This is a genomic window from Bacillus sp. 2175 (assembly GCF_057812155.1).
Map to the genome: position 1 here is coordinate 5,013,065 of NZ_CM173819.1, position 21,389 is coordinate 5,034,453.

20 protein-coding genes are annotated in these 21,389 nt (G+C 34.3%); all 20 read right to left on the minus strand.

Annotated features, from left to right (window positions below):
* Positions 1 to 49: 49 nt before the first annotated feature.
* The gene (locus ACXKY9_RS26205; protein WP_000054347.1) at positions 50 to 1,249 is read right to left on the minus strand and encodes an ABC transporter permease; all 1,200 of its coding nucleotides are present in this window, start codon (positions 1,247 to 1,249) and stop codon (positions 50 to 52) included.
* The gene (locus ACXKY9_RS26210) at positions 1,246 to 1,926 is read right to left on the minus strand and encodes an ABC transporter ATP-binding protein (protein WP_000631604.1); all 681 of its coding nucleotides are present in this window, start codon (positions 1,924 to 1,926) and stop codon (positions 1,246 to 1,248) included. Before ACXKY9_RS26210 ends, ACXKY9_RS26205 begins: the two co-directional genes overlap by 4 nt.
* Entirely contained in the window at positions 1,923 to 3,116 is a 1,194-nt protein-coding gene (locus tag ACXKY9_RS26215) for an efflux RND transporter periplasmic adaptor subunit (protein ID WP_000937331.1), read from the minus strand. Before ACXKY9_RS26215 ends, ACXKY9_RS26210 begins: the two co-directional genes overlap by 4 nt.
* A gap of 239 nt (positions 3,117 to 3,355) precedes the next feature.
* Positions 3,356 to 4,690 (minus strand): MFS transporter, encoded by a 1,335-nt coding sequence (locus tag ACXKY9_RS26220; protein ID WP_000477602.1) that lies wholly within the window; start codon positions 4,688 to 4,690, stop codon positions 3,356 to 3,358.
* A gap of 19 nt (positions 4,691 to 4,709) precedes the next feature.
* The gene (locus ACXKY9_RS26225) at positions 4,710 to 5,744 is read right to left on the minus strand and encodes an ABC transporter substrate-binding protein (protein ID WP_001225645.1); all 1,035 of its coding nucleotides are present in this window, start codon (positions 5,742 to 5,744) and stop codon (positions 4,710 to 4,712) included.
* Positions 5,741 to 6,523 carry a DUF3919 family protein gene (locus tag ACXKY9_RS26230; RefSeq protein ID WP_000826626.1) on the minus strand — a complete coding sequence of 261 codons (783 nt, stop codon included), beginning with the start codon at positions 6,521 to 6,523 and terminating at the stop codon, positions 5,741 to 5,743. The genes ACXKY9_RS26225 and ACXKY9_RS26230 overlap by 4 nt, the downstream gene beginning before the upstream one ends.
* A gap of 66 nt (positions 6,524 to 6,589) precedes the next feature.
* The gene (locus tag ACXKY9_RS26235; RefSeq protein ID WP_000054027.1) at positions 6,590 to 8,020 is read right to left on the minus strand and encodes a HAMP domain-containing sensor histidine kinase; all 1,431 of its coding nucleotides are present in this window, start codon (positions 8,018 to 8,020) and stop codon (positions 6,590 to 6,592) included.
* Between the two features lie 11 nt (positions 8,021 to 8,031).
* A complete protein-coding gene (locus tag ACXKY9_RS26240; RefSeq protein WP_000699553.1) occupies positions 8,032 to 8,703 on the minus strand; it encodes a response regulator transcription factor in 672 nt (223 codons plus the stop codon).
* A 113-nt stretch (positions 8,704 to 8,816) separates the two neighbouring features.
* Positions 8,817 to 9,647 (minus strand): SGNH/GDSL hydrolase family protein, encoded by an 831-nt coding sequence (locus ACXKY9_RS26245; protein ID WP_001034164.1) that lies wholly within the window; start codon positions 9,645 to 9,647, stop codon positions 8,817 to 8,819.
* A gap of 98 nt (positions 9,648 to 9,745) precedes the next feature.
* Complete coding sequence (tagU, locus tag ACXKY9_RS26250; RefSeq protein ID WP_000727051.1) at positions 9,746 to 10,654, minus strand: polyisoprenyl-teichoic acid--peptidoglycan teichoic acid transferase TagU; 909 nt, start codon at positions 10,652 to 10,654, stop codon at positions 9,746 to 9,748.
* A gap of 141 nt (positions 10,655 to 10,795) precedes the next feature.
* Positions 10,796 to 11,818: a UDP-glucose 4-epimerase GalE gene (galE, locus tag ACXKY9_RS26255; protein WP_000279912.1), complete on the minus strand. Its 1,023-nt coding sequence runs from the start codon at positions 11,816 to 11,818 to the stop codon at positions 10,796 to 10,798.
* Positions 11,819 to 11,967: 149 nt separating this feature from the next.
* On the minus strand, positions 11,968 to 13,290 hold the full coding sequence (locus tag ACXKY9_RS26260) for a UDP-glucose dehydrogenase family protein (RefSeq protein ID WP_001017343.1): 1,323 nt from the start codon (positions 13,288 to 13,290) through the stop codon (positions 11,968 to 11,970).
* 62 nt (positions 13,291 to 13,352) lie between these two features.
* On the minus strand, positions 13,353 to 14,141 hold the full coding sequence (locus ACXKY9_RS26265) for a glycosyltransferase family 2 protein (RefSeq protein ID WP_000405132.1): 789 nt from the start codon (positions 14,139 to 14,141) through the stop codon (positions 13,353 to 13,355).
* Between the two features lie 38 nt (positions 14,142 to 14,179).
* Positions 14,180 to 14,998, minus strand: coding sequence for a glycosyltransferase family A protein (locus ACXKY9_RS26270; protein WP_000251820.1), 819 nt, complete (start codon positions 14,996 to 14,998; stop codon positions 14,180 to 14,182).
* A gap of 11 nt (positions 14,999 to 15,009) precedes the next feature.
* Positions 15,010 to 16,038 carry a glycosyltransferase family 4 protein gene (locus tag ACXKY9_RS26275; RefSeq protein WP_001173037.1) on the minus strand — a complete coding sequence of 343 codons (1,029 nt, stop codon included), beginning with the start codon at positions 16,036 to 16,038 and terminating at the stop codon, positions 15,010 to 15,012.
* The gene (locus tag ACXKY9_RS26280; RefSeq protein WP_000653502.1) at positions 16,010 to 17,386 is read right to left on the minus strand and encodes an O-antigen ligase family protein; all 1,377 of its coding nucleotides are present in this window, start codon (positions 17,384 to 17,386) and stop codon (positions 16,010 to 16,012) included. Before ACXKY9_RS26280 ends, ACXKY9_RS26275 begins: the two co-directional genes overlap by 29 nt.
* Before the next feature lie 3 nt (positions 17,387 to 17,389).
* Positions 17,390 to 18,325 (minus strand): glycosyltransferase family 2 protein, encoded by a 936-nt coding sequence (locus tag ACXKY9_RS26285; protein WP_000115839.1) that lies wholly within the window; start codon positions 18,323 to 18,325, stop codon positions 17,390 to 17,392.
* A 12-nt stretch (positions 18,326 to 18,337) separates the two neighbouring features.
* Entirely contained in the window at positions 18,338 to 19,741 is a 1,404-nt protein-coding gene (locus ACXKY9_RS26290; RefSeq protein WP_001053219.1) for an oligosaccharide flippase family protein, read from the minus strand.
* Positions 19,742 to 19,771: 30 nt separating this feature from the next.
* The gene (locus ACXKY9_RS26295) at positions 19,772 to 20,431 is read right to left on the minus strand and encodes a sugar transferase (RefSeq protein WP_000847751.1); all 660 of its coding nucleotides are present in this window, start codon (positions 20,429 to 20,431) and stop codon (positions 19,772 to 19,774) included.
* A 20-nt stretch (positions 20,432 to 20,451) separates the two neighbouring features.
* Positions 20,452 to 21,330, minus strand: coding sequence for a UTP--glucose-1-phosphate uridylyltransferase GalU (gene galU, locus ACXKY9_RS26300; protein ID WP_000757798.1), 879 nt, complete (start codon positions 21,328 to 21,330; stop codon positions 20,452 to 20,454).
* Positions 21,331 to 21,389 lie beyond the last annotated feature (59 nt).

Genomic DNA, 21,389 nt, shown 5'->3' on the forward strand with positions numbered 1-21,389 from the left:
TACGAACCGCCCACTAGAACGGTAATGTGTAGTTCTACTACACTATTAATTACTCATAACGCAATGCTTCAATTGGATCTAATTTCGCAGCTTTATTTGCTGGAATTAATCCGAAAATAATACCGAGTGTCATCGAGAACAGTACGCCTCCAACGACAACTTCCCACGAAACGAGTGGTGGCCATTTTGCGAATGTAGAAACGATATATGCTCCGCCATACCCAAGACCAATTCCGATTAAACCACCTAGAAGTGTTAACATAACAGCTTCAATTAAAAACTGTAATAAAATTTTACTACGCGTTGCTCCAAGTGCTTTACGTACACCAATTTCACGTGTACGCTCCGTTACAGATACAAGCATGATGTTCATAACACCAATTCCACCAACGACTAATGAAATACCAGCGATACCACCGATGATCATTGTCATAATACCAGTCATCTTCGAAATACCTTCTTGAATTTCTTTTAAATTCATAACTTCATATTTACCAGTTGCATCGGTCGGTTTACGACTATTTAAAACATCTGCAGCTTTTTTACCTGCTTTTTCTAGATTATCTACATTTTTTGCTTGAACAGAAATATTTTGAATTTCATCTTTTCCATACAGTGTCGGCCATAATGAAATTGGAACTAGTGCTTCTGATGGTCCCATTCCCATAAACTCATTATCTGATTTGTAGACACCGATAATTTGCATCGGTTGACCTTTCATTTCAATAATTTTACCGACTGGATTGGTATCCTTAAACACCTTTTCTTCCATTTGTTTACTAATCATGACAACGTTATTACCCTGATCCACATCTGATTCTTGTAAAGAACGTCCCTTTAACAACTTTACTTTATTTACTGCAAAGTACTCACTATCTAATCCAGTAATACTTACCATTTCTTTTTTATCTTCAATATCAAGTGGTTCCATGCTGGAATTTGTTGTTACCACATGTGCGATCTCTGGAATTTTTTTAATTTCAAAAATGTCTTCTTCAGTTATCTTCGGTGCTTCTACCATTCCCATACCGAAAGGATCGTTTATATCTGCACTATAATGAATCGGAACCGTTTGATTACCTGCCCCAACAAACTGCGATTTCAATGCAGCTTCCCCGCCTTGCCCAATTGCAACGACAGTAATAATCGAACCTACCCCAATAATAATACCGAGCATCGTAAGAGCTGAACGCAGTTTATGAGCTAAAATAGAAGACAGGGCAATTTTTATACTATCTAGTAAACTCATACCGCACACCTTCTATCTTCTGTAACTTTCCCGTCTCGCAGTACAATGCGGCGGGAAGAATACGCTGCTACTTCCTCTTCATGCGTAACCATAACAATCGTCGTACCTTCTGCATTAAGCTTCGTGAAAATATTCATAACTTGCTCACCAGACTTCGTATCAAGTGCACCAGTCGGTTCATCGGCCATAATGAACGTTGGGTTATTCGCAATCGCTCTTGCAATCGCTACACGCTGCTTCTGTCCACCTGATAACTCATTTGGTAAATGATGCACGCGATCTGCCAATCCAACTTTACCTAGCGCTTCCAAAGCACGCTTGCGACGCTCCGCTTTCTTCACGCCACCATATACGAGCGGAAGCTCAACATTTTCCACTGCGGAAAGACGAGGTAGTAAATTAAAATGCTGGAATACAAAGCCAATATATTCATTACGAATTAAAGCAAGCTTTGACTCGTCTGCTGTTAAGATATTCACGTCATTCAGCATATATTCGCCTTCTGTTGGACGATCTAAACAACCGATAATATTCATAAGCGTCGACTTACCAGAACCAGACGGCCCCATAATTGAAACGAACTCACCGCTCTGAATCGTTAAACTAATACCATGTAAAATCGGCACCGCCAATTTTCCTTGATAATACGTTTTAGCAATATGATTTAACGTAATCATTTCTCTTTCACTTCCATTCCGTCATACACATCGTCGGAAGGATTTTTAACCACCTTTTGCCCCACTGTTACGCCTTCTACAACCTCTGTCCAGTCTCCATCAGTAGAACCTTTTTTCACATTTTGTTTACGAAGCTTACCTTTTTCCTCAACATAAACAAATGCATCATCGCCTTTTTCTACAATGCTCTTACTTGGGACAGCAATCATTTTCTTATTCTCTAAGTTTACCTGCAATGAAACGTGGTAGCCTGGAGATAAACCGTCTTGGCTATCAAGACTTGCTTTATATGTATATTGAGACATATTTTGAGTTGCTTCACCCATGCCGCCAGCTTGCGCCATCTCTGCACTTGTTGGGAACTCACTTACCTCTGTAATCTTACCTGTCCACTTCTTCTTATTATTTGCTTTCGCAGTTACAGTGAATGTTTGATCTTTTTGAATTTGTGACTTCTGAAGCTCAGTTAACGTACCTTGAACTTGGAATGGATCTTTAGAAGCTACTTGTAAAAACGCTTTTCCTTGACCGCCTAGCGCTTGAGATGAACTTTGTGCCGCATCTTTATCTAACTTTTGAACAACACCAGCAAAATTGCTATAAATCGTAAGTTCTTTCTGCTTCTTACTTAACTCTTCTTTCTGCAACTTTCCTTTTTCTTTCTCAAGGTCAATTGTTTTTTGTCCTATCTCTAACTCGTTTACTTGCTCGTCCATTGGATCTGTTACTTCTTTCCCAGCTCCGCTATCTTTCGCCTTCTTAATTTCTTTCTTCAATGAATCAATCTTCTTTTTCCCTTGATCGTAACGCATATCCGCCATCTTCTGATCAAGCTCAGCTTGCTTCATTTGAAGATTAATCTCTTCATTGTCATAAGAGAATAACTTCGTACCTTTTTCTACCTCTTGCCCTTCTTTTACCTCAATATCTTTCACTTTTCCTTTGGCCGGATCTGCATAGAAACTTTCAATATTACCAGGCTTCACCTGACCAGAAATTAACTTCGTATTATTCAGCTTACGTTCTGTCACTTTCTCAAAACTTACAGCATCAGACGTTGTTGATGCACCCTTCTTCTTACCTTGCATAACAAAAATATTAATTGCCGCTACAATAACAATTAGTGCAATAACCCCAATAATAATCCATTTCTTCTTCTTGTTTGGAGTACGAACCGTATTTGGTAACATATTCTCTCTCCTTTTTATAACTTAATAGTTTAATATAAAAATTGTATAAAACTTTCTGAAAATAGATTACATATTATTACATTGTTTTTACAAAGTTTTACACATCCATTTATATTGTAACAAAAATTCCAATGATTAGAAATATGACATTATATCTTTTAAGATAGATTTAAGGAAAGTTTATATTATATAGAAAAAGCCATCCAAAATAATAATTGGATAGCTTTTCAAACAAAATATTACGCTACTTTAGGATCTTTTCTCTCATGTCCACGTTGAACAATAAATAAGAAGATTGTTGATAAAACCGCTCCTGTTAATAGTAAGATGAAACAACCATCCCAGCCAGAACTATCAACAATAACACCAATTGCTGCGTTAGCTACAAGACTTCCGCCTACGTAACCGAATAGACCACACATACCAACTGTCGTACCTACTGCAAATTTCGGTACTAATTCCATCGCACTTAAACCGATTAAGAACTGTGGTACATAAATTAAACAACCGATAATAGAAACTGCAATACTTACAACAAGTACGCTAGTTGCTTGCCAATATATAAACGTACCAATAACAACTCCAACCATACTAATAATACATAATGGCATACGTTTTCCTTTAAATAATTTATCACTTAAAAAACCAACGATTAATGAACTTGGAATTGCCATACCTTCAAAGATTGCATATGCCGCATGCGCTTCTGCTTTTGAAAATCCTTTAACTGTCGTTAAATAAAGTGGAACCCAGTTAATAACACCGAAACGAATTAAATAAACAAAAGCATTCGCAATACATAAGAACCATACAAATTTATTTTTCACTACATACTTCATTAAAATTTCTTTTGGTGACATCTTGTTAGCATTATCTGCTTTTTCAAGATTTTCATAGTCATTACGATACTCATCAATTGGAGGAAGACCTTCAGATTCTGGTGTATCCTTCGCATTGATCCAAACAAGTACTGCAATTACCATTGCGATAATCGCAGGGAAAATAAACACGCCGCCTTGCCAATGATTTTCACCGAAAATACCTACACCAATTCCGACAAGTGGTGGTACAAGCATTCCACCAACGTTATGTGAAATATTCCAAAGGCCTGTTTTCGTACCACGTTCTTTCTTCGAGAACCATTTCGTCATAACAATACTACAAGGTGGTGCTCCCATACCTTGTACAATACCGTTAACAACAAGTAATGTAACAATCATCCCAAAGGATGATGCAAAGCCGAAACAAATATTTACAAGCCCTGATAAGAATAAACCGACTGCAATAAAGCGCTGGGCGAAAGCTTTATCTGATAAATTACCCATAAAGAACTTACTAAATCCATAAACAATTGCCATTACTGAGCCTAGTAGACCAATTTCAGCTGTACTAAAACCATATTCTTGTACTAAATACGTACTTGATAACGTAAAGTTACTACGAACTAAATAATAAGCAGCATATCCAACTGAAATTCCGATTAACACACGAATACGTAGTAATCGATATACACGGTCGATCATATCCGCTGGCAATCTTTCAATTGCAGGTGCTGGCTTGAGCCATTTAAACATATATTTTCGTCTCCTTTTCTCACTTCAGAGAGAGACGCTGTCTATTCCATATCTCGATTATTCCGCTATTTGATATATTTTGGTTCGTCCTTCTAACCGGCTGTCCTTCTATTTCTTTCTCATTCTTCGCAAACATCGTTGGTACGCCAAACGACACTTTTTCTAAAATATGCCCCGCTTCTTCTGATAAACAATAATCAATAAATAAATCCGCAATAATACCACTCGGTGCACGTTTTAGTTTCGAAATCGCATTAACGGATAACCCTGTTTGCTCAGGTTCGTTACTTAAAATCGGAAAGCCTTGTTTTTGAAGCATTCTCTGATCTCCCATAAAGTTGATGCCTATCATATATTCACCGCTCGCAACAAGTTCTGCTGGGATGTAACCATTCACTGTTACTTCTCCAACTTGTTCTGCCAGATTCTTCACATATCCCTTCGCTTCCTCTTCACCTAACGTATCAATCAGTGATTGGAAAAACGTATATGCTGTACCTGAAACATTTGGATCGGGCATGACAATCTTTCCTTTATATACTGGATTCAATAAATCTTTCCATCTTAACGGATACGAGAGACCGAGCGGCGCTATTTCCTCGTTCCACCGCTCTTTATTAATCGCAATTGCCAGCTTCTCCACTTCATAACCGTACCAATAACCATCTTTATCTTTAACAGTTTTTGAAATACGATTTGCATGTTGGCTTATCACAGGAATAGAAAGATTTTTTTGCTTCATCATTTGATGCGCATCTACTGTACCGCCAATAATAATATCCGCCTTCGGATTTCCAGCTTCTTCTTCCACTCTACGAAGAAGTTCTTCTGTTGAAAGACGAATAAATTCATACGTACATCCGCGCGGCTTACAAAATGATGAAAGTAACGCTTCACCAACTTCCTCACGAGCCGCTACATACGCAACAATATGACGATCATCCAAAATAGGGAGACCATTTTTACTATATTTAATAGAGGTTGTATCTCGAGAGCAACTAGACATCGCTCCTCCAATTACTAGCAAAAAGAAGAAAAAGGCTATCTTTCTCATGACGCATTCTCCTTTACGAATAACTCTGCTAGAGAGCCTTTCATATACATGACATTTCCGTTATTATCACCGAGATATTGCACAACAAAGTACGATGGATACACAGAAATCGTAAGAATATCTTCACGATCATTTTTTACGCGCTTACCTGTTTTATAAGCTGTAATATAAGCAATCGGTTCATTCTGCGATTGTAATAACTTCTGAATTTCTCCGTAATCTGTAATTTGCTTTGCGTACCAAATAGAATCAAGTATGTGCGTAAGATTGATAGTACGTACCACATCGCCTTGACGTACTACGACATCCTTTGCTGAAGCAAAGAAATCACTAATACGCTCTGGCGTGTAATACAGGCTTAATAAATACGTTTGAAGTGCTGAAATCATCGGATCCATGCCATTCTTTCCGTATACATTTTCCCCATACTGGAACAAGTCACCTACTGCAAAAGTACGCTTATGTCCATTCAAGTACGTTACTTCTCCAGTAAATACTTGTTCTTGGCTCTTAACGTCCCCTGGCTCTATTCGAATTCGGTCAAAGAATGAAACAATCGTATGCAAACGAACTTCATCCGTTACAACGATTTCTCCCCACTTTTCATGTCTTACTTTCACTTCAATTGGAAGAGATTCATTCACCCTTTGTAAAACGGCTTGTTTATCATTTACAATGTTGATTCGATTATAGATTTGCTTCTCCATAACATAAAACAAAACAAGAGAAACAATCATACAAATGACAAACATAAGAATTTGAAATGATAGCCTTTTCATTTCTGCCTACCTCCAAGATAAAAAAACGTTGTTTCGAAAATACCGCATAATTGTTTCATAAATGTATCATTTAACCGCTTTCAAGTTTTTTATGTCTTCCATCCTTCTCGGAAGCAAAAATGTAATGAATATTGTAGTACCTATTTCTTCACTACTCTCAATCCGCATGCTTCCGCCCTGCTTATTCATAATCTCCTGACAAATATACAAACCATAACCATTCCCGTAACTAGAAGGAAGTGCCTTTCCTTTCGGAGACTCATTCCACTCTGCAAGCACCACTTCATCTATACCGATCCCATCATCATGAACAAAAACCTTCGCCTCATGCTCATTTACAATTACATTCATACGAATGTGCGAAGCATCACTATACTTAATTGCATTATCAAGCACATTTAAGAAAATTTGCTTCGTCTTATCAAAATCCGCAACAACATGTACATCCGTTAACTCATTTACCACTTCAATTTCAAACTGATTTAGACGAGGTTTCACAATTGAAACTGCTTCTTCTGCCAATTCCTTTATATTCACAACTGTAGGAGACACTTCAAACGTACTCGTCCCATATTTCGAAGACTTAAGCAGTTCCTCTACAAGTGATAATAAACGCTCACTTTCCACCGCCACATAACGAAGACTTTCCTGTACATCTTCTTTCGATTGTAACTTCGGAATTAAATCCACATAACCGATAATTGCCGTTAGCGGTGTTTTTAGCTCATGCGTAATGCGGTCTAGAAAATCTTTCTGCTTTTCTTTCTCCTCCTGCAACTGCTTAATATGCAGCTCAATTCCATCGGCCATCGCATTAAAAGATGCTGAAAGCTGAGCGATTTCCACATACTCATTTAACTCAATCTTACTCTTATAATCACCATTCGCGAGCCGCTGTGCCATTTGTCTCAACTGATCAATTGGTTTATGAAGAGACTTCGCCAAACGAATCGCAAAGAAAATACCCGTAGCTACTAAACAAAGAGATGTCATTAAGAAAGTCCAGCTCACATTTGTTAAAACTTCCTTCTCACCCGTTAACTCATTTATAAAACGAATACTTCCAATGACATCGTTTCCATAATAAACCGGGCTTGAAAACAAAAGAATAGGAGCTGGATCCGCCTCCTCAAAAACGTAAGACTTCTTCCCCTTCAAAGAACTCTCAATGTCGATGTTACGGTGAAGCAATGCTCCTTTTTGTGTATCTGCAACAACATCGCCATTCTTCCCGATCATCTGCACACGGACATCCATACGCTTCGCTAAATACGACGCAATTAAAAGTGAATTCGGACCAAGCGTATCCACTTCTGCTTCCTTCTCTAAATAATTCATCGTATAAATTTGTGCTTCTACACTTAACTTTTCTAAAGAATCTGCTGCGTTATGATACATATTCTTTTCTAACGTAATATAAACAACTGCATATAAAAGAACAAAAATCGGAATTAACAGCCCAACTATTCCAAACACCATATTTCGCTTTAAAGACATACCATCACCACTTAACAATCCAGTTTATAGCCAACGCCATAAATTGTCTTAATATATTCCCCGCTCGTCCCAAGCTTCTTTCGAAGTCTCTGCACCATAATATCAACTGCTCTCGTATTTCCGATATACTCAAATCCCCATACTTTCTCAAGCAACTCATCCCTCATAAACACACGCTGCGGATTTGAAACAAATAACTGACATAAATTAAACTCTCGGTACGTTAACTGAATCTCTTGTCCACTCACATGTACCTTTCTTTCCTTAGGACAAATCACTATCTCTCCAGCCTCAATTACTTCATGACTTACAGCCGCCTCCGTCTTCTTTACACGCCGCGCCATATTCTTAACCCGAAGAATAAGCTCCGCATAATTAAACGGCTTCGTCACATAATCATCAGCACCAAGCTGCAAGCCAAGCAACTTATCATTCATCTGACTCTTTGCCGTTAACATCAGCACCGGAATATCCCTATCCCTCTCACGGAACAAACGAAGCAACTCATACCCATCCGTATCCGGAAGCATAACATCCAAAATCAATACATCCGGCCCTTCATTCCATCTCTCTAAAGCTTCTCTCCCATCAGCCGCTGCCAATACTTCATAACCTTCCATCTCCAACTGCATCCGAATCAAATTACGAATACTCGATTCATCATCCACCACAAGTATTTTCATCATTCTCCTCCTTCCACCACGTATTATAGTACAGTTTAGTATAGCAAAAATCCTATAAAAAAAGAGAGGGTATTGTCGAACATATTTTGTCGACGATACCCTCTCCCCTTTTATTATTTAGCTACAAAATAATCCGTTACATATTGTGCCCAAACTTCATGACCTTTAGCAGTTGGGAAACCAAATTCTTCTTTTAAGTATGGTAGGATAGCCTTTGTCGATGCATCCGGCCATGCTCCCCAATGATCAATATATGTATAATTATTTTGCGTTGCAAATTGTTTTAATGCTTCAATCGATTTCGGATAATTTTTCGCACCATACACTGGATTCGATGGTTGAATCATAATCGTAGCGCCTTTTGCACTAGTAGAAAGTGCTTGAACAAACTTCTGTGTATTCACAACAGAGTTCCCATTACCAGTTTTACCGTTATCGGTAATAAATGGTGGTTCAAATAAAATCACATCTGGATTGTCTTTCGCGATCTCTTTATCACGCTTATTCGCGATTAACTCTTCTGTGCTTTCACCCTTATATTCCTTTACAGTCACATTCCATAAACCCTTACCGTAAGCCGTTTCTAAATTAGCTGTTAACTTAGCTGCCCAAGCACCTTTTTCAGATGAAGAACCTTCATCACCAACGATAACAAGATTTACTGCCTTTTTATCCTCAGCAGCTTTCTTTAACTTCTCTTTCACTGCATCTGGCAAGTTCTTCGCGTATGCTTCGTTAAAAGATGACTTCGCATCTTGTTTTTTCTCTTCCTTTTTCTCTTCTTTCTTCGCTCCGCTATCTTTCACTTCAGCCTTTGTTTTCGTTACTTCACTCGTTTGTCCCGTTGCATTCGCAATCTTCTTATTCCAGTACAATTTACCGCTCACAATCGAAGCAACAAACAATACAAAAATAACAAGGACAAGTACCGCTTTCTTATTCATCGATTCACCTCATCTATTAATCTCACAATATATAATACTAATATAAATCCATGCAAAAATAAACCCAACTCCTTCCAAAGGAGTTGGGTTATTACATATTATTTAGTCACTTCAAGATGTGCTCTTAACTTATTCGTTAAATCTTGTTTTGCTGCATCCGGAACATAGTAGTACCAAATACCATCAGCGGCTTTGTGGCCGTCACCTGGGATTTGAATTTCTTCACTGTTCTTCAAGCAATCTTTATAGTTCTTTTGCATATCAAACATTTGATCTTGCGTTAAGTTTGTTTTCACGTTCTTTTGAATTGCTGTTAACACATCGCCATAGCTTGTTAAAGAAGAGAAGGTTGCACCTTTCTTAATAACAGCTTGCATCACTTGACGTTGACGCATTTGACGACCGAAGTCGCCTCGTGGGTCTTCTTTGCGCATACGTGTATATGCTAGAGCTTGGTCACCTGTTAAGTGAATATTCCCTTTCTGGAAGTGTTTCCCTTCTAGGGAGAATTCTAAATCATTATTAACATCGACACCGCCTACTGCATCTACAATATCTTTAAATCCTTCCATGTTTACTTCAATATAGTAATTGATAGGAACATTTAAGAATTTTTCTACTGTCGCTACAGACATGTCTACGCCACCAAATGCGTACGCATGGTTGATTTTATCACTTTTACCCTTTCCAACGATTTCAGTATACGTATCACGAGGAATACTTACTGTTTTCATTGAATTATTTTTAGGGTTTAATGTAATGACCATTAAAGAATCTGAACGTCCTTTATCTCCACCACGCTCATCTGCACCTAATAGTAAAATTGAAACAGGTTCAGATTTATTGATTTTTTCTTCTGGTTTATTACCTTGATCGCGTTTTAATGGTTTATGAACTTCATCTAATGTTTTTGAAACAGAAGAATATATATTATAAGCGTAAGCTCCTCCACCTATAATTAGTACTCCTATAATTCCTAATATCCAAAATAGGATTTTCTTTTTCATGCTTTTAACCTTCTTTCTTCAGGTACCGCTATCAAATTATTATAACTACAAAATATAAAATACATTATACATGTAATTCAATTTTTAAGCCAAACTATATTGATAACTCAATGAAAGTTTTAGCAACCTATAACCAATTCTCTAGTTACTAACTTTTTGATATCCAGTCTTATTTTCAGACTGCCACCTCCAAGAATCTGCACACATTTCTTCTAATCCGCGTGTTGCCTCCCAGCCTAATTCACGCTTTGCTTTCGATGCATCAGCAAAACATACTGCCACATCACCTGGGCGACGCTCTGTAATTTTATAAGGAACTTTCTTACCCGAAACTTTTTCAAATGCTTCAACCATCTCTAGTACACTATAGCCCATACCTGTGCCCAGGTTATAAGCATCTACTCCTGTTGTACTCAGTACTTTCTCAAGCGCCTTTACGTGACCATTTGCTAAGTCCACAACATGGATGTAATCACGGACTCCTGTTCCATCTTTCGTTGGATAGTCATTTCCGAATACGCTTAATTCTTTTAACTTACCTACTGCTACTTGCGTTACATATGGCATTAAGTTATTTGGGATTCCATTTGGATCTTCTCCGATACGCCCACTTTCGTGTGCACCAAATGGATTGAAATAGCGAAGTAATGCGATACTCCATTCTGCATCTGCAAATGCTACATCACGCATAATTTGCTCAATCATTAATTTCGTTTGACCATATGGATTTGTTGCACTTAATGGAAACTCCTCCGTAATCGGTGACGTTTCCGGGATACCATATACAGTTGCAGATGAACTAAAGATTATCTTCTTTACATTATGTTTCTGCATTACTTCACATAGCACTAACGTGCTTGTAATGTTGTTATGATAATATGTTAATGGAATCGCTACTGACTCCCCTACAGCTTTAAATCCTGCAAAGTGAATAACTGCTTCAATTGAATTTTCTTCAAAAATTGCGTCAAGCGCTTCGCGATTTAAAACATCTTCTTTATAAAACTTAAATTGTTTTCCTGTTATTTCTTTTACTCGATTTATAGATTCTACCGAGCTATTCGAAAGATTATCCACTACTATAACTTCGTAACCGCTATTTAGTAATTCTACACATGTATGACTACCAATATATCCTGCTCCACCTGTTACAAGTACTGCCATAATTAACAAACCTCCCCATTACTACATATCCTTATAATAAGCATGTAAACATTAATCTAGCTAGAATTTAAAATAGCTAGGTTAATAAAAAATTTCTTTATTTATAAAAATTAGTCTTACAGATTTTCATCCTATAAATTACCCACTAATTATAAAGAAACTTTTTCACGAACTACAGCTGGTCTTCCTACGGAATAATAGTCTACATTAAACTTTTTCACATATTCTAAACCATGGCAATTACGACCATCAAAAATAATAGGTTGTTTCATTAATTTGATATACTGTTCAATAGGGAATTCTTTTATATCATCCCATTCAGTTACAATAAGTGTTACATCGGCATTTTTAACTGCTCCTGCAACAGAGGGCACATATTGAACCTCATTAGGTAATACTTTCTTTGCATTTTCAGTAGCAATTGGATCATAAGCTACGACCTTCGCACCCATTTTTACTAAATCATTTGCAATAACAATAGATGCCGCTTCTCTCATATCATCAGTATTTGGTTTAAAAGCTAAACCAAGCATAGCCACTTGTTTTCCTTCCATATCACCTAATACATTTTTTATTTTTTCAACGAGCGATGCCTGCTGATTATTATTTACTGTAATAACTGATTTTAACAGATCAAAATCATGCTCGACATTACCAGCAATTTGTATTAAAGCATGTGTATCTTTTGGGAAACAAGAGCCCCCATATCCGATACCTGCTTTTAAAAATTGTGTACCAATCCTTTTATCTAATCCCATACCATTAGCTACATGCTCTACATCCGCACCTAACTTTTCGCAAATATTAGCAATTTCATTAATAAAGCTAATTTTTGTAGCTAAGAAAGCATTTGCTGCATATTTAATCATTTCTGAACTTCTAATTGTTGTTTTAAAAACAGGAACATTAAAAGGTTTATTCACTTCTTCCATAACATCAGCAGTTTTAGCATCATCAGCCCCAATAACTATACGATCTCCATAGAAACTATCATGAATTGCAGAACCCTCTCTTAAAAATTCCGGATTCGATACCATGTTGATTTTCACATCTGCTTTCAAATTTTGCTGAATTAAATTTTTAACATGATCATTTGTACCAACTGGGACCGTACTTTTAATTACTACAATCGAATCTTTTTTTAGATTATTAGCAATATCTAAAGCAACTTGCTCAATATATTGTAAATTAGCCGAACCATCTGTTTGTTGTGGCGTACCTACTGCTATATAAATAACATCTGCTTCTTCAATCCCTTGGCGACAATCGGTTGTAAATAACAATCTATTATCATTAATATTTTTACTCATCAACTCATCTAAACCAGGTTCATATATTGGTGAAATACCTTCTTTCATTTTCGCAACTTTATTCTCATTAATATCAATACAAGTTACACGATGTCCAATATCCGATAAACAAACCCCTGTTACTAGCCCTACATAACCTGTTCCGAAAATAGCAATATTCATTTTTTATCCTCCTTATTTATTAACAATAAAAAAAGCCCCTTAAAGAAAAAGGCTTTTAAAACTTATTTAACAAAATGTTTTACAACTCCATTTAGGGCATAATTTATAAAGCACCATGCAGATTTTAGGATACTTAACCCTTCAATTTCCCTATATAATTTCCAATTCATTTTAGCCATTTTGAACTTTTTACTAGAAATAGAGTTTTCAACTTTTCTATACTTCGATAAAACCTCATCTAAGCCATAGGCATAATGACCTTGTCTTAATATTTTTAACCATGTTGCAGTATCTTGGCGGGTCCTAATGTTAGGCATTTGTACTTTCCCTAGCTTCTCAATATCCAACATCACCGTTAAACAACCAATTATTGTATTTTTTAATAATCCATTATAATTAATTTTTTCTGGCACATGTACAATTTTATCAGTAAGGGTACCATCTTGATTCATAATTTGATAACCCGTAAACGAAAAAGCTACATCATTATTCTGCATAAAAGTCAATTGTTTTTCTAATTTTTCGGGTAGCCATAGATCATCGCTATCTAAAAAAGCTACATACTTCCCTCTTGCATTATTAATGCCCGTGTTTCTCGCAATTGCTGCTCCACAATTTTTCTGCAATTCAATTAATCGTATACGATTATCTTTCTTAATCTCTTCTTTTATCAATTCACAAGTATTATCTTTTGAAACATCATCTATAATAATCATTTCCCAATTTGTATAAGTTTGAGATTGGACAGATTGGATTGTTTCTTTAATAAAAGAACTTGCATTATATGATGGGATAATAATTGACACAAGTGATTGATTCCCTATTTCAATCTCACTTAGATTTATTTCCATTTCAATACTACTCCTTCAGATTTTCTTTGATATTTTCATCAAAATTTTAACAGCTCTTTAAAACTTTTGATGAATGAGCGAATTGGTTTTTCAGTTAAATGAAATTTTTTTACAAAGAAAATTGTTAGCATACATATAGCTGGAATAGTTCCTCTCATCCTTTTAAATAATGGTCCTTTTCCTGTAAAAGTATTAGAATCAATTAGTTTATTTTCTGATGTTTTCTTTTTATGAAAAACAATAATTTGATTAACATAAGCTATACTATATTTCTGTTTCAATAAATCTGCGAGCAAGATATTTTCTTCACCAGATGGATATTTTGCCCCAAGACCAAATCTCTCATCAAACTTCAAATCTCCAATATCAATTTTATTTAAATTAATAAAGAACTCTATTGATGAAATTTTTAAAACCCCGCGAATACCTAATTTTTCTATAGGAGCTTGTGGATATTCTTTATAATATTGTTGAATTTCGGGGTCAAATATCTGAAAACTTAGCGCGTCGATATTCCTATATTTAAATCCTTCAACAACCGTTTCAAATGCGTTTTTAGGATACCAGCAGTCATCATCAGAGAACGTAACAATACCATTATCCACATATTCTAAACCTTTATTTCTTGCATGAGATAACCCTTTTTTGCTTAATATAACATGATGGTAATTAAAATTGTATTTCATTAATAAACTGCTAATTCTATCATGATTTTCTTGAGACACAATAATAACTTTAATATTATTAATAGTTTGCTCTTCTAAACTATTAAATAAGCGTTTAATATACTCAATTCTATTTCCTAACGTGGGTACTATAACATTAACTAAATATTCATTTCCCAATTTTCTCACCATACTTTTATCACTTAATTAATAACGCTCCATAATTCTTTATATTGCTGACGTATATCCTGCCAAGTATTATTTTGAGCTATTTTCTTAGCACTGATACTTAAATCCTCTTTAATATTAGGATTATCTAATATTAAATTAATCCTTTCAGACAGCTCCTCGTCATTATTTATAATAAAGTGTTCTAATCTTGTATTTTTAAGCAAATAATTCATCTGAACATCTTTACTTACTATAACTGGTGTACCAACAGCTAATGCCTCTAATGGTGCTAAGCCAAAAGTTTCATATAAGCTATTTTGGATATAAAGATTTGAATAATAATAAGCACTTATCAATTCACTTTGATTTAAATTACCTATATATATAACCTTTTTAGGATCCATCATATTCATTACCTTGTCATGAACATTTCCCTTTGGCCCAGCGATTACTAAGATAAAATCATCCCTTTTTATATCATTCACAACTTTAACTAATTGTTCAATTCCTTTGTACTTAAAAGTTCCGCAAGCAGTAAATATAATCTTTTTTCTTTTTTCTAAAGGAATAAGTTCGTTAAAAATATTTTTGTCTGGCTTTATAGTCAGAAATTTTTCGGAAACGCCATTTGGAATAACTTTCAATTTCTTTTTTGGTATTTTATAATCACTTATAATCATTTCCTTTAACCCTTCTGACACGCATATAATACCATCTGCAAGCTTCAAAGTAATAAATTCCGCCATTTTACAAGAAATTCTCAGATTAGAGAAGTGCAAATTTTCCCGCGATACTAAGCCATTTGCGGTATAAAGAATATTCTTTCTTAATATTTTCCCTATTATAACTAACAATGCATTTGATCGTGTAAAACCAAATATATGCAAATTACTTACATCTCTAGAAAATATCCCTTTTATACATGCTCTTATATCCCTTCCTAAAACAATTATATCCTCATTATCTATATCATTAACAATACTATTGAACACCTTTTGTGGACCAGACATTTCTTTTTCTATGTTCTCTACTTTAACCCCTATTACTAAAGTTTTTTGCAACAGGATCTCCTCCGTTCTCTCTTTTAATTAAATCACTACCTAACTTTATTGTAGTAAATATAAAGAAAAACCATAAAAAGTTTAGATAATTATTTCTTAATAAAGAGAATTCTGTACCCTGATGGAATAAAATAGCTACTATTATTGCAATATTTCCAGAATACATGAGCCACTGATTTTTATACTCTAAGTTGTTCTTGTATTTTTGAAACTGTTGAATTAAAATCCCTAATGTACAACAGACAAAAAATAGAAATAATCCTAAACCGATAACCCCTATCTCAGCTGTAATACCTAAATATAGACTATGTGCATGATTTACTCCAACATTCATTTCTCTTAAAAACTCTTGACTAGAATTGAACCCTATCCCCAAAAAGAAATGGTTTGAAATAACATCGGCTAATAAATCCCATGCTTTTCCTCTTCCTGCCAAATCTAAGCTTAATCGCTGGTTACTTCCCTGTAATAAAAGGGCTATTATTCCTCCTGCAAAAACACTTAGAATCAAAGATATTCTCATGAATTTCCAAATGTTTTTTCTTAAACGGTTCATTCCCCTACTATTATTTAACCAAAAGAACAGAAATAAGAAGATTCCAAATGCCAATATCCCTGTTCTTGAATATGTTAAAAACAAGGCATAACATTGAATTAAAAATGATATTATAAAATAGAAAGTTTTTATTGACTGTCTTAAAAACAAAATCAGAGTGGTCGCTAATGATATTAATAGTATGTATGATAATATGTTAGGATTTCCTGTAATAGATGAAAATCTCAGTGTCGCTCCTGAATAATAAACTGCCTGTTCTATTCTTATAGGACCTAAGGTAATATAATTTAGTGAATATTCGTCATTAAACCACATCATTAATCCAAAAATTTTAATAAATATCATTAAGATAGCTAAAAATAAACCTACTAACATTTGAATTTTATAACTAGCAATCAATGTTTTTTCAATCATTCGATCTACATTAACAATGTATGCCATTGCGAAAATAGGACCAAAAATTATAAATGTTCTCCATAAAGTTTCAAATTGTATTTCACTCCAAAAACTTGAAATAGCACAGTAAAGACCTAAGACATATAAACAGCCCATTGATTGCAAATATTCTTTAGTAAAATTAGCATTTTTACTATTTAAAAAATTAAATAACCACAGCACAAAAATAATTAAAAAATTAGCATAATAACTATATGGTGCTTTTATTAATGGTTGCATGCTATTTACTACCGGCACATATAAAATGAATAGTGAAATTAACATTATGAAAATAGAGTTATAAACATAAGAATTCTTACTATCCATCTTTTGAAGTACAAAACTTTTGTCTTTCATATTTTAACCTCTACTTTTAATAAATTTCCCTAGTCTGTATTTTAAGACCTTTGGTAAACGGCTTATTAATATTAAAATTACCTTAGGATTTAAATATATATTTTTCACTATACCCTTAATATCTTTTTCTTTTATTTTTTCAATGAAGCTATAATATAAATTTAGATTTGAGAGTCTTACCATCCTACCTTGCAATTGATTAATTAATTTTTTATTCCCTTGAAATTTTTCATGTTTTAACAGTTCCCTATTTGCTTGTATTAACTGTTGGATTCTCTTTGTCTTTTGTCTTGTAAGAGAATCTCCCCTCTGCCTATAAAAGTATAACGGTTTATTATAAAAATAACATTTATTAGACTCGCATAGTACCTCAAGATAAAAAACATAATCTTCCCCAAATATCAATTGATCATTAAATCTTATATTTTTTTTCTCCAATAGATTTCTTTTTATTATCGGTTGCATTCCTAAATCTAACTCTACTAATAACTCTGGGGTAATATTAAGGCTAGATTCAAGCTTTTCTTTGTAATTTTGACATTGTGTTGCATACGGACTTACATGCCCATCATATATTAGGAAAATATCATCAAATATCATGTCAGCTTCTTTAATTCTAGCAAAATTAAGCAACTCTTTTATTCTTTCTTGATCCCACCAGTCATCTCCATCTAAAAAAGCTATCCAAGTACCTTTTGCTTTAGAAATCCCAAAGTTTCTCGAATAAGCCGGACCTTGGTTAGAACCATTTTCATATAGCTTTATCCGCTCATCTTGTAAAGATTGAATGATTTCAACTGTTTTATCCCGTGATCCATCATCAATTACTATAACCTCTAATTGCTTAAAACTCTGATTAAGTACTGAACTTAACGCTTCCTCTATATATTCTTCTACATTATAAGTGGGAATTATTATAGATATCTCAGGAACAGACATTTATAGCCTCCTCTACATAATAGATTTCTTTTTTTGAATCATATTTTTTATTAAATCTTTTTCTGATAGAATAACAATTAAAACAATGAGATAACTTATTACTAATGAGATAAATATATTAATATTTCCTAGAAATAATTTATTTATGACATACAAAAAAATTAAACTTAATAAACTTTTAGAACTACCCCTAAACACGGTAAATATTCCCTGCTTATTAAAAATTATTAAACCCAGTAATAGTACAATCTCTATTAAAACAGCTGCGATTGCTGCTCCTAAACTACCGTATAACTTTCCAAAATACGAGTACGCAAAAATACCTGTCCCAAAACTAATTAATAATGCAATAGATCTATATTTTTGCAAACCTTTAGTTGTTAAACTATCCGCTAAAGGAAAGTTAATTGATTGAATAAAAACAATAATAGATAAAATAGAAAGCGTTTCAGCAATTCCTATCCAGTTTTCCCCTAACAGAAAAACTGAAATTTCTTCTGGAAATAGTATTATGGGTAGAACCATAATTAAAGACAATAAAGTCATTAACTTGATTTCGATAACTATTACCTCTCCATGTTTTTTTAGCTCACTTCTATCAATAAGCTTAAACAAAACTGGATAAAAAGCTGCTGCTACAATACCTGGAATTTGATATAGAACAGAGGGGATACGTAATGCAGCGTTAAAATAGCCAACCTGTTCTAAACTAGATACCTTTTCTAAAGCAATAGGTCCCATTAAAGGCATAAGTATTGTTAAAAAAGCAGTTAACGTAAAAGCACTTAACCCATTTAAAATAGAATTATCTAATCCTTTATGCAATTTAATTTTATTAATGACAAAAGAGATACTTATAATACCCCCTAAAATACTACATAGCCCATAAGTTAAGGCTACCATTAAAAGACTATATCCAAAATAAACTCCAATAAGAAGACCTATGACAGAAATTAAGCCTGCCATGATTCGAATAATTGCAGTATATTTCATTTTTTCGATAATTTGATAATATACCGCTCCTACATTTTGTAGTGCTGCACCAAATATTGTAGGGATTACCATCAAGAAAATTACCTGTTTCATTTCTTTCTGACTATACATAAAATTTACTAGAATAAATACAATTACAGAGGAGAATATACAAATGAATAATCTTGTTACCAAATAGCTATTTAAAAGTTTAGATATATCTTTATCAGCTTTGGTACCCTCCCTAATAAATGTATGAGTTAATCCTAGATCTGTCATTGAACTTGCAAAAGTGGAAAATACTAATGCAATACTTAAAATACCATATTGTTCTGCCCCAAGATACCTAGCTATCACAATTGCTGAAATGGCGGTTAACATTCGTACCATCACATTTCCTACAAATAAAAATGAAGCATTTTTAAGAATTAATTGTAAGTTCATACTAATACCATCCTGTATTTATAAGATACATTATCTAGCTCCGTCACCTGTGCATACTACCTTAATAGTCTTTAATATAATTTTAAAATCCAACAATAAACTGGAGTTGTTAATGTAATATATATCTAGCCTCAACTTTTCTCTCGGTGTAATTTCATAACCACCATTTACTTGCGCCCATCCTGTCAGTCCTGGTTTTACCTCTAGTCTCTTTTTAAAACCTGGAATTTCACGCTCAAATTTCTCAGTAAACATAGGTCTTTCCGGCCTTGGTCCTACAAGAGACATTTCACCTTTTAAAATATTAAATAATTGCGGTAGCTCATCAATCCTCGTCTTACGAATAAATAATCCTATCTTTGTAATACGTGGATCATTCTTCTCTGCCCATTTTGCACCATTTTTTTCTGCATCATTTCTCATAGAACGTAATTTAATAACATTAAACTTCCTACCATTCATACCCAATCTTTCTTGTAAATAGAAAGGCGACCCTGGGGATTCTAAAATAATTAGTAAACTAAATATCAACATAACAGGTGCCAATATAATCAAGCCTAGTAAAGCGAATATAACATCTAATATATACTTACTCCCTAAATATAACTTGGATTGTCTATTTTCGACTTGAACGATTTGATCATCTGATGTAACTTGATATTCTCTCGCTATATTTTCACCAGTCTTCATATTCCCTCTCCCTTATAATCTTATTCATTGATTTCTTTATGTACTAAATCATTCATATATTTTATTAATTGCTTTTTTAATTCCTTATGCTGTAATGCTACCTCAATTGTCGTCTTAATAAACCCCAATTTCTCACCAACATCATAACGCTTTCCTTCAAAATCATATGCAAATACCCGTTGAATTTCATTTAATCGTTGAATTGCATCTGTCAACTGAATTTCCCCACCAGCACCTGTTTGTTGATCTTCAAGGAGCATAAAGATTTCTGGTGTTAATACGTAACGTCCCATAATTGCTAAATTTGATGGCGCAGTTCCTTGAGCTGGCTTTTCAACAAATTGGCGTACTTGATAACGGCGATCATTCCTTTCAACTGGATCAATAATACCGTAACGATGTGTTTCATTTTCTGGTACTGTTTGTACACCGATAACAGATGATTGTGTACCTTCATATTGATCCATTAATTGACGTAAACATGGCGTTTCTGCTTGCACAATATCATCACCAAGTAATACTGCAAATGGCTCATTTCCAATAAATTTACGGGCGCACCACACTGCGTGTCCTAGACCCTTTGGTTCTTTTTGTCTTATGTAATGAATATTAATTTTTGATGAAGCTTGTACTTTCTCAAGCATTTCATACTTCCCTTTTTCTAAGAGATTTTGCTCTAATTCAAAGGAATGATCAAAATGATCTTCAATCGCACGTTTACCTTTTCCGGTAACAATAATAATATCTTCAATTCCTGATTCTATCGCTTCTTCTACTATGTATTGAATTGTTGGTTTATCAACAATTGGTAACATTTCTTTCGGCATTGCCTTTGTTGCCGGTAAAAACCTTGTCCCCAGTCCCGCAGCTGGAATAATTGCTTTTCTTACTTTTTTCAAATCTAGTACCCCCAAACATATTATTATATCCACATGTAACAATAACAAAAACCCTACTT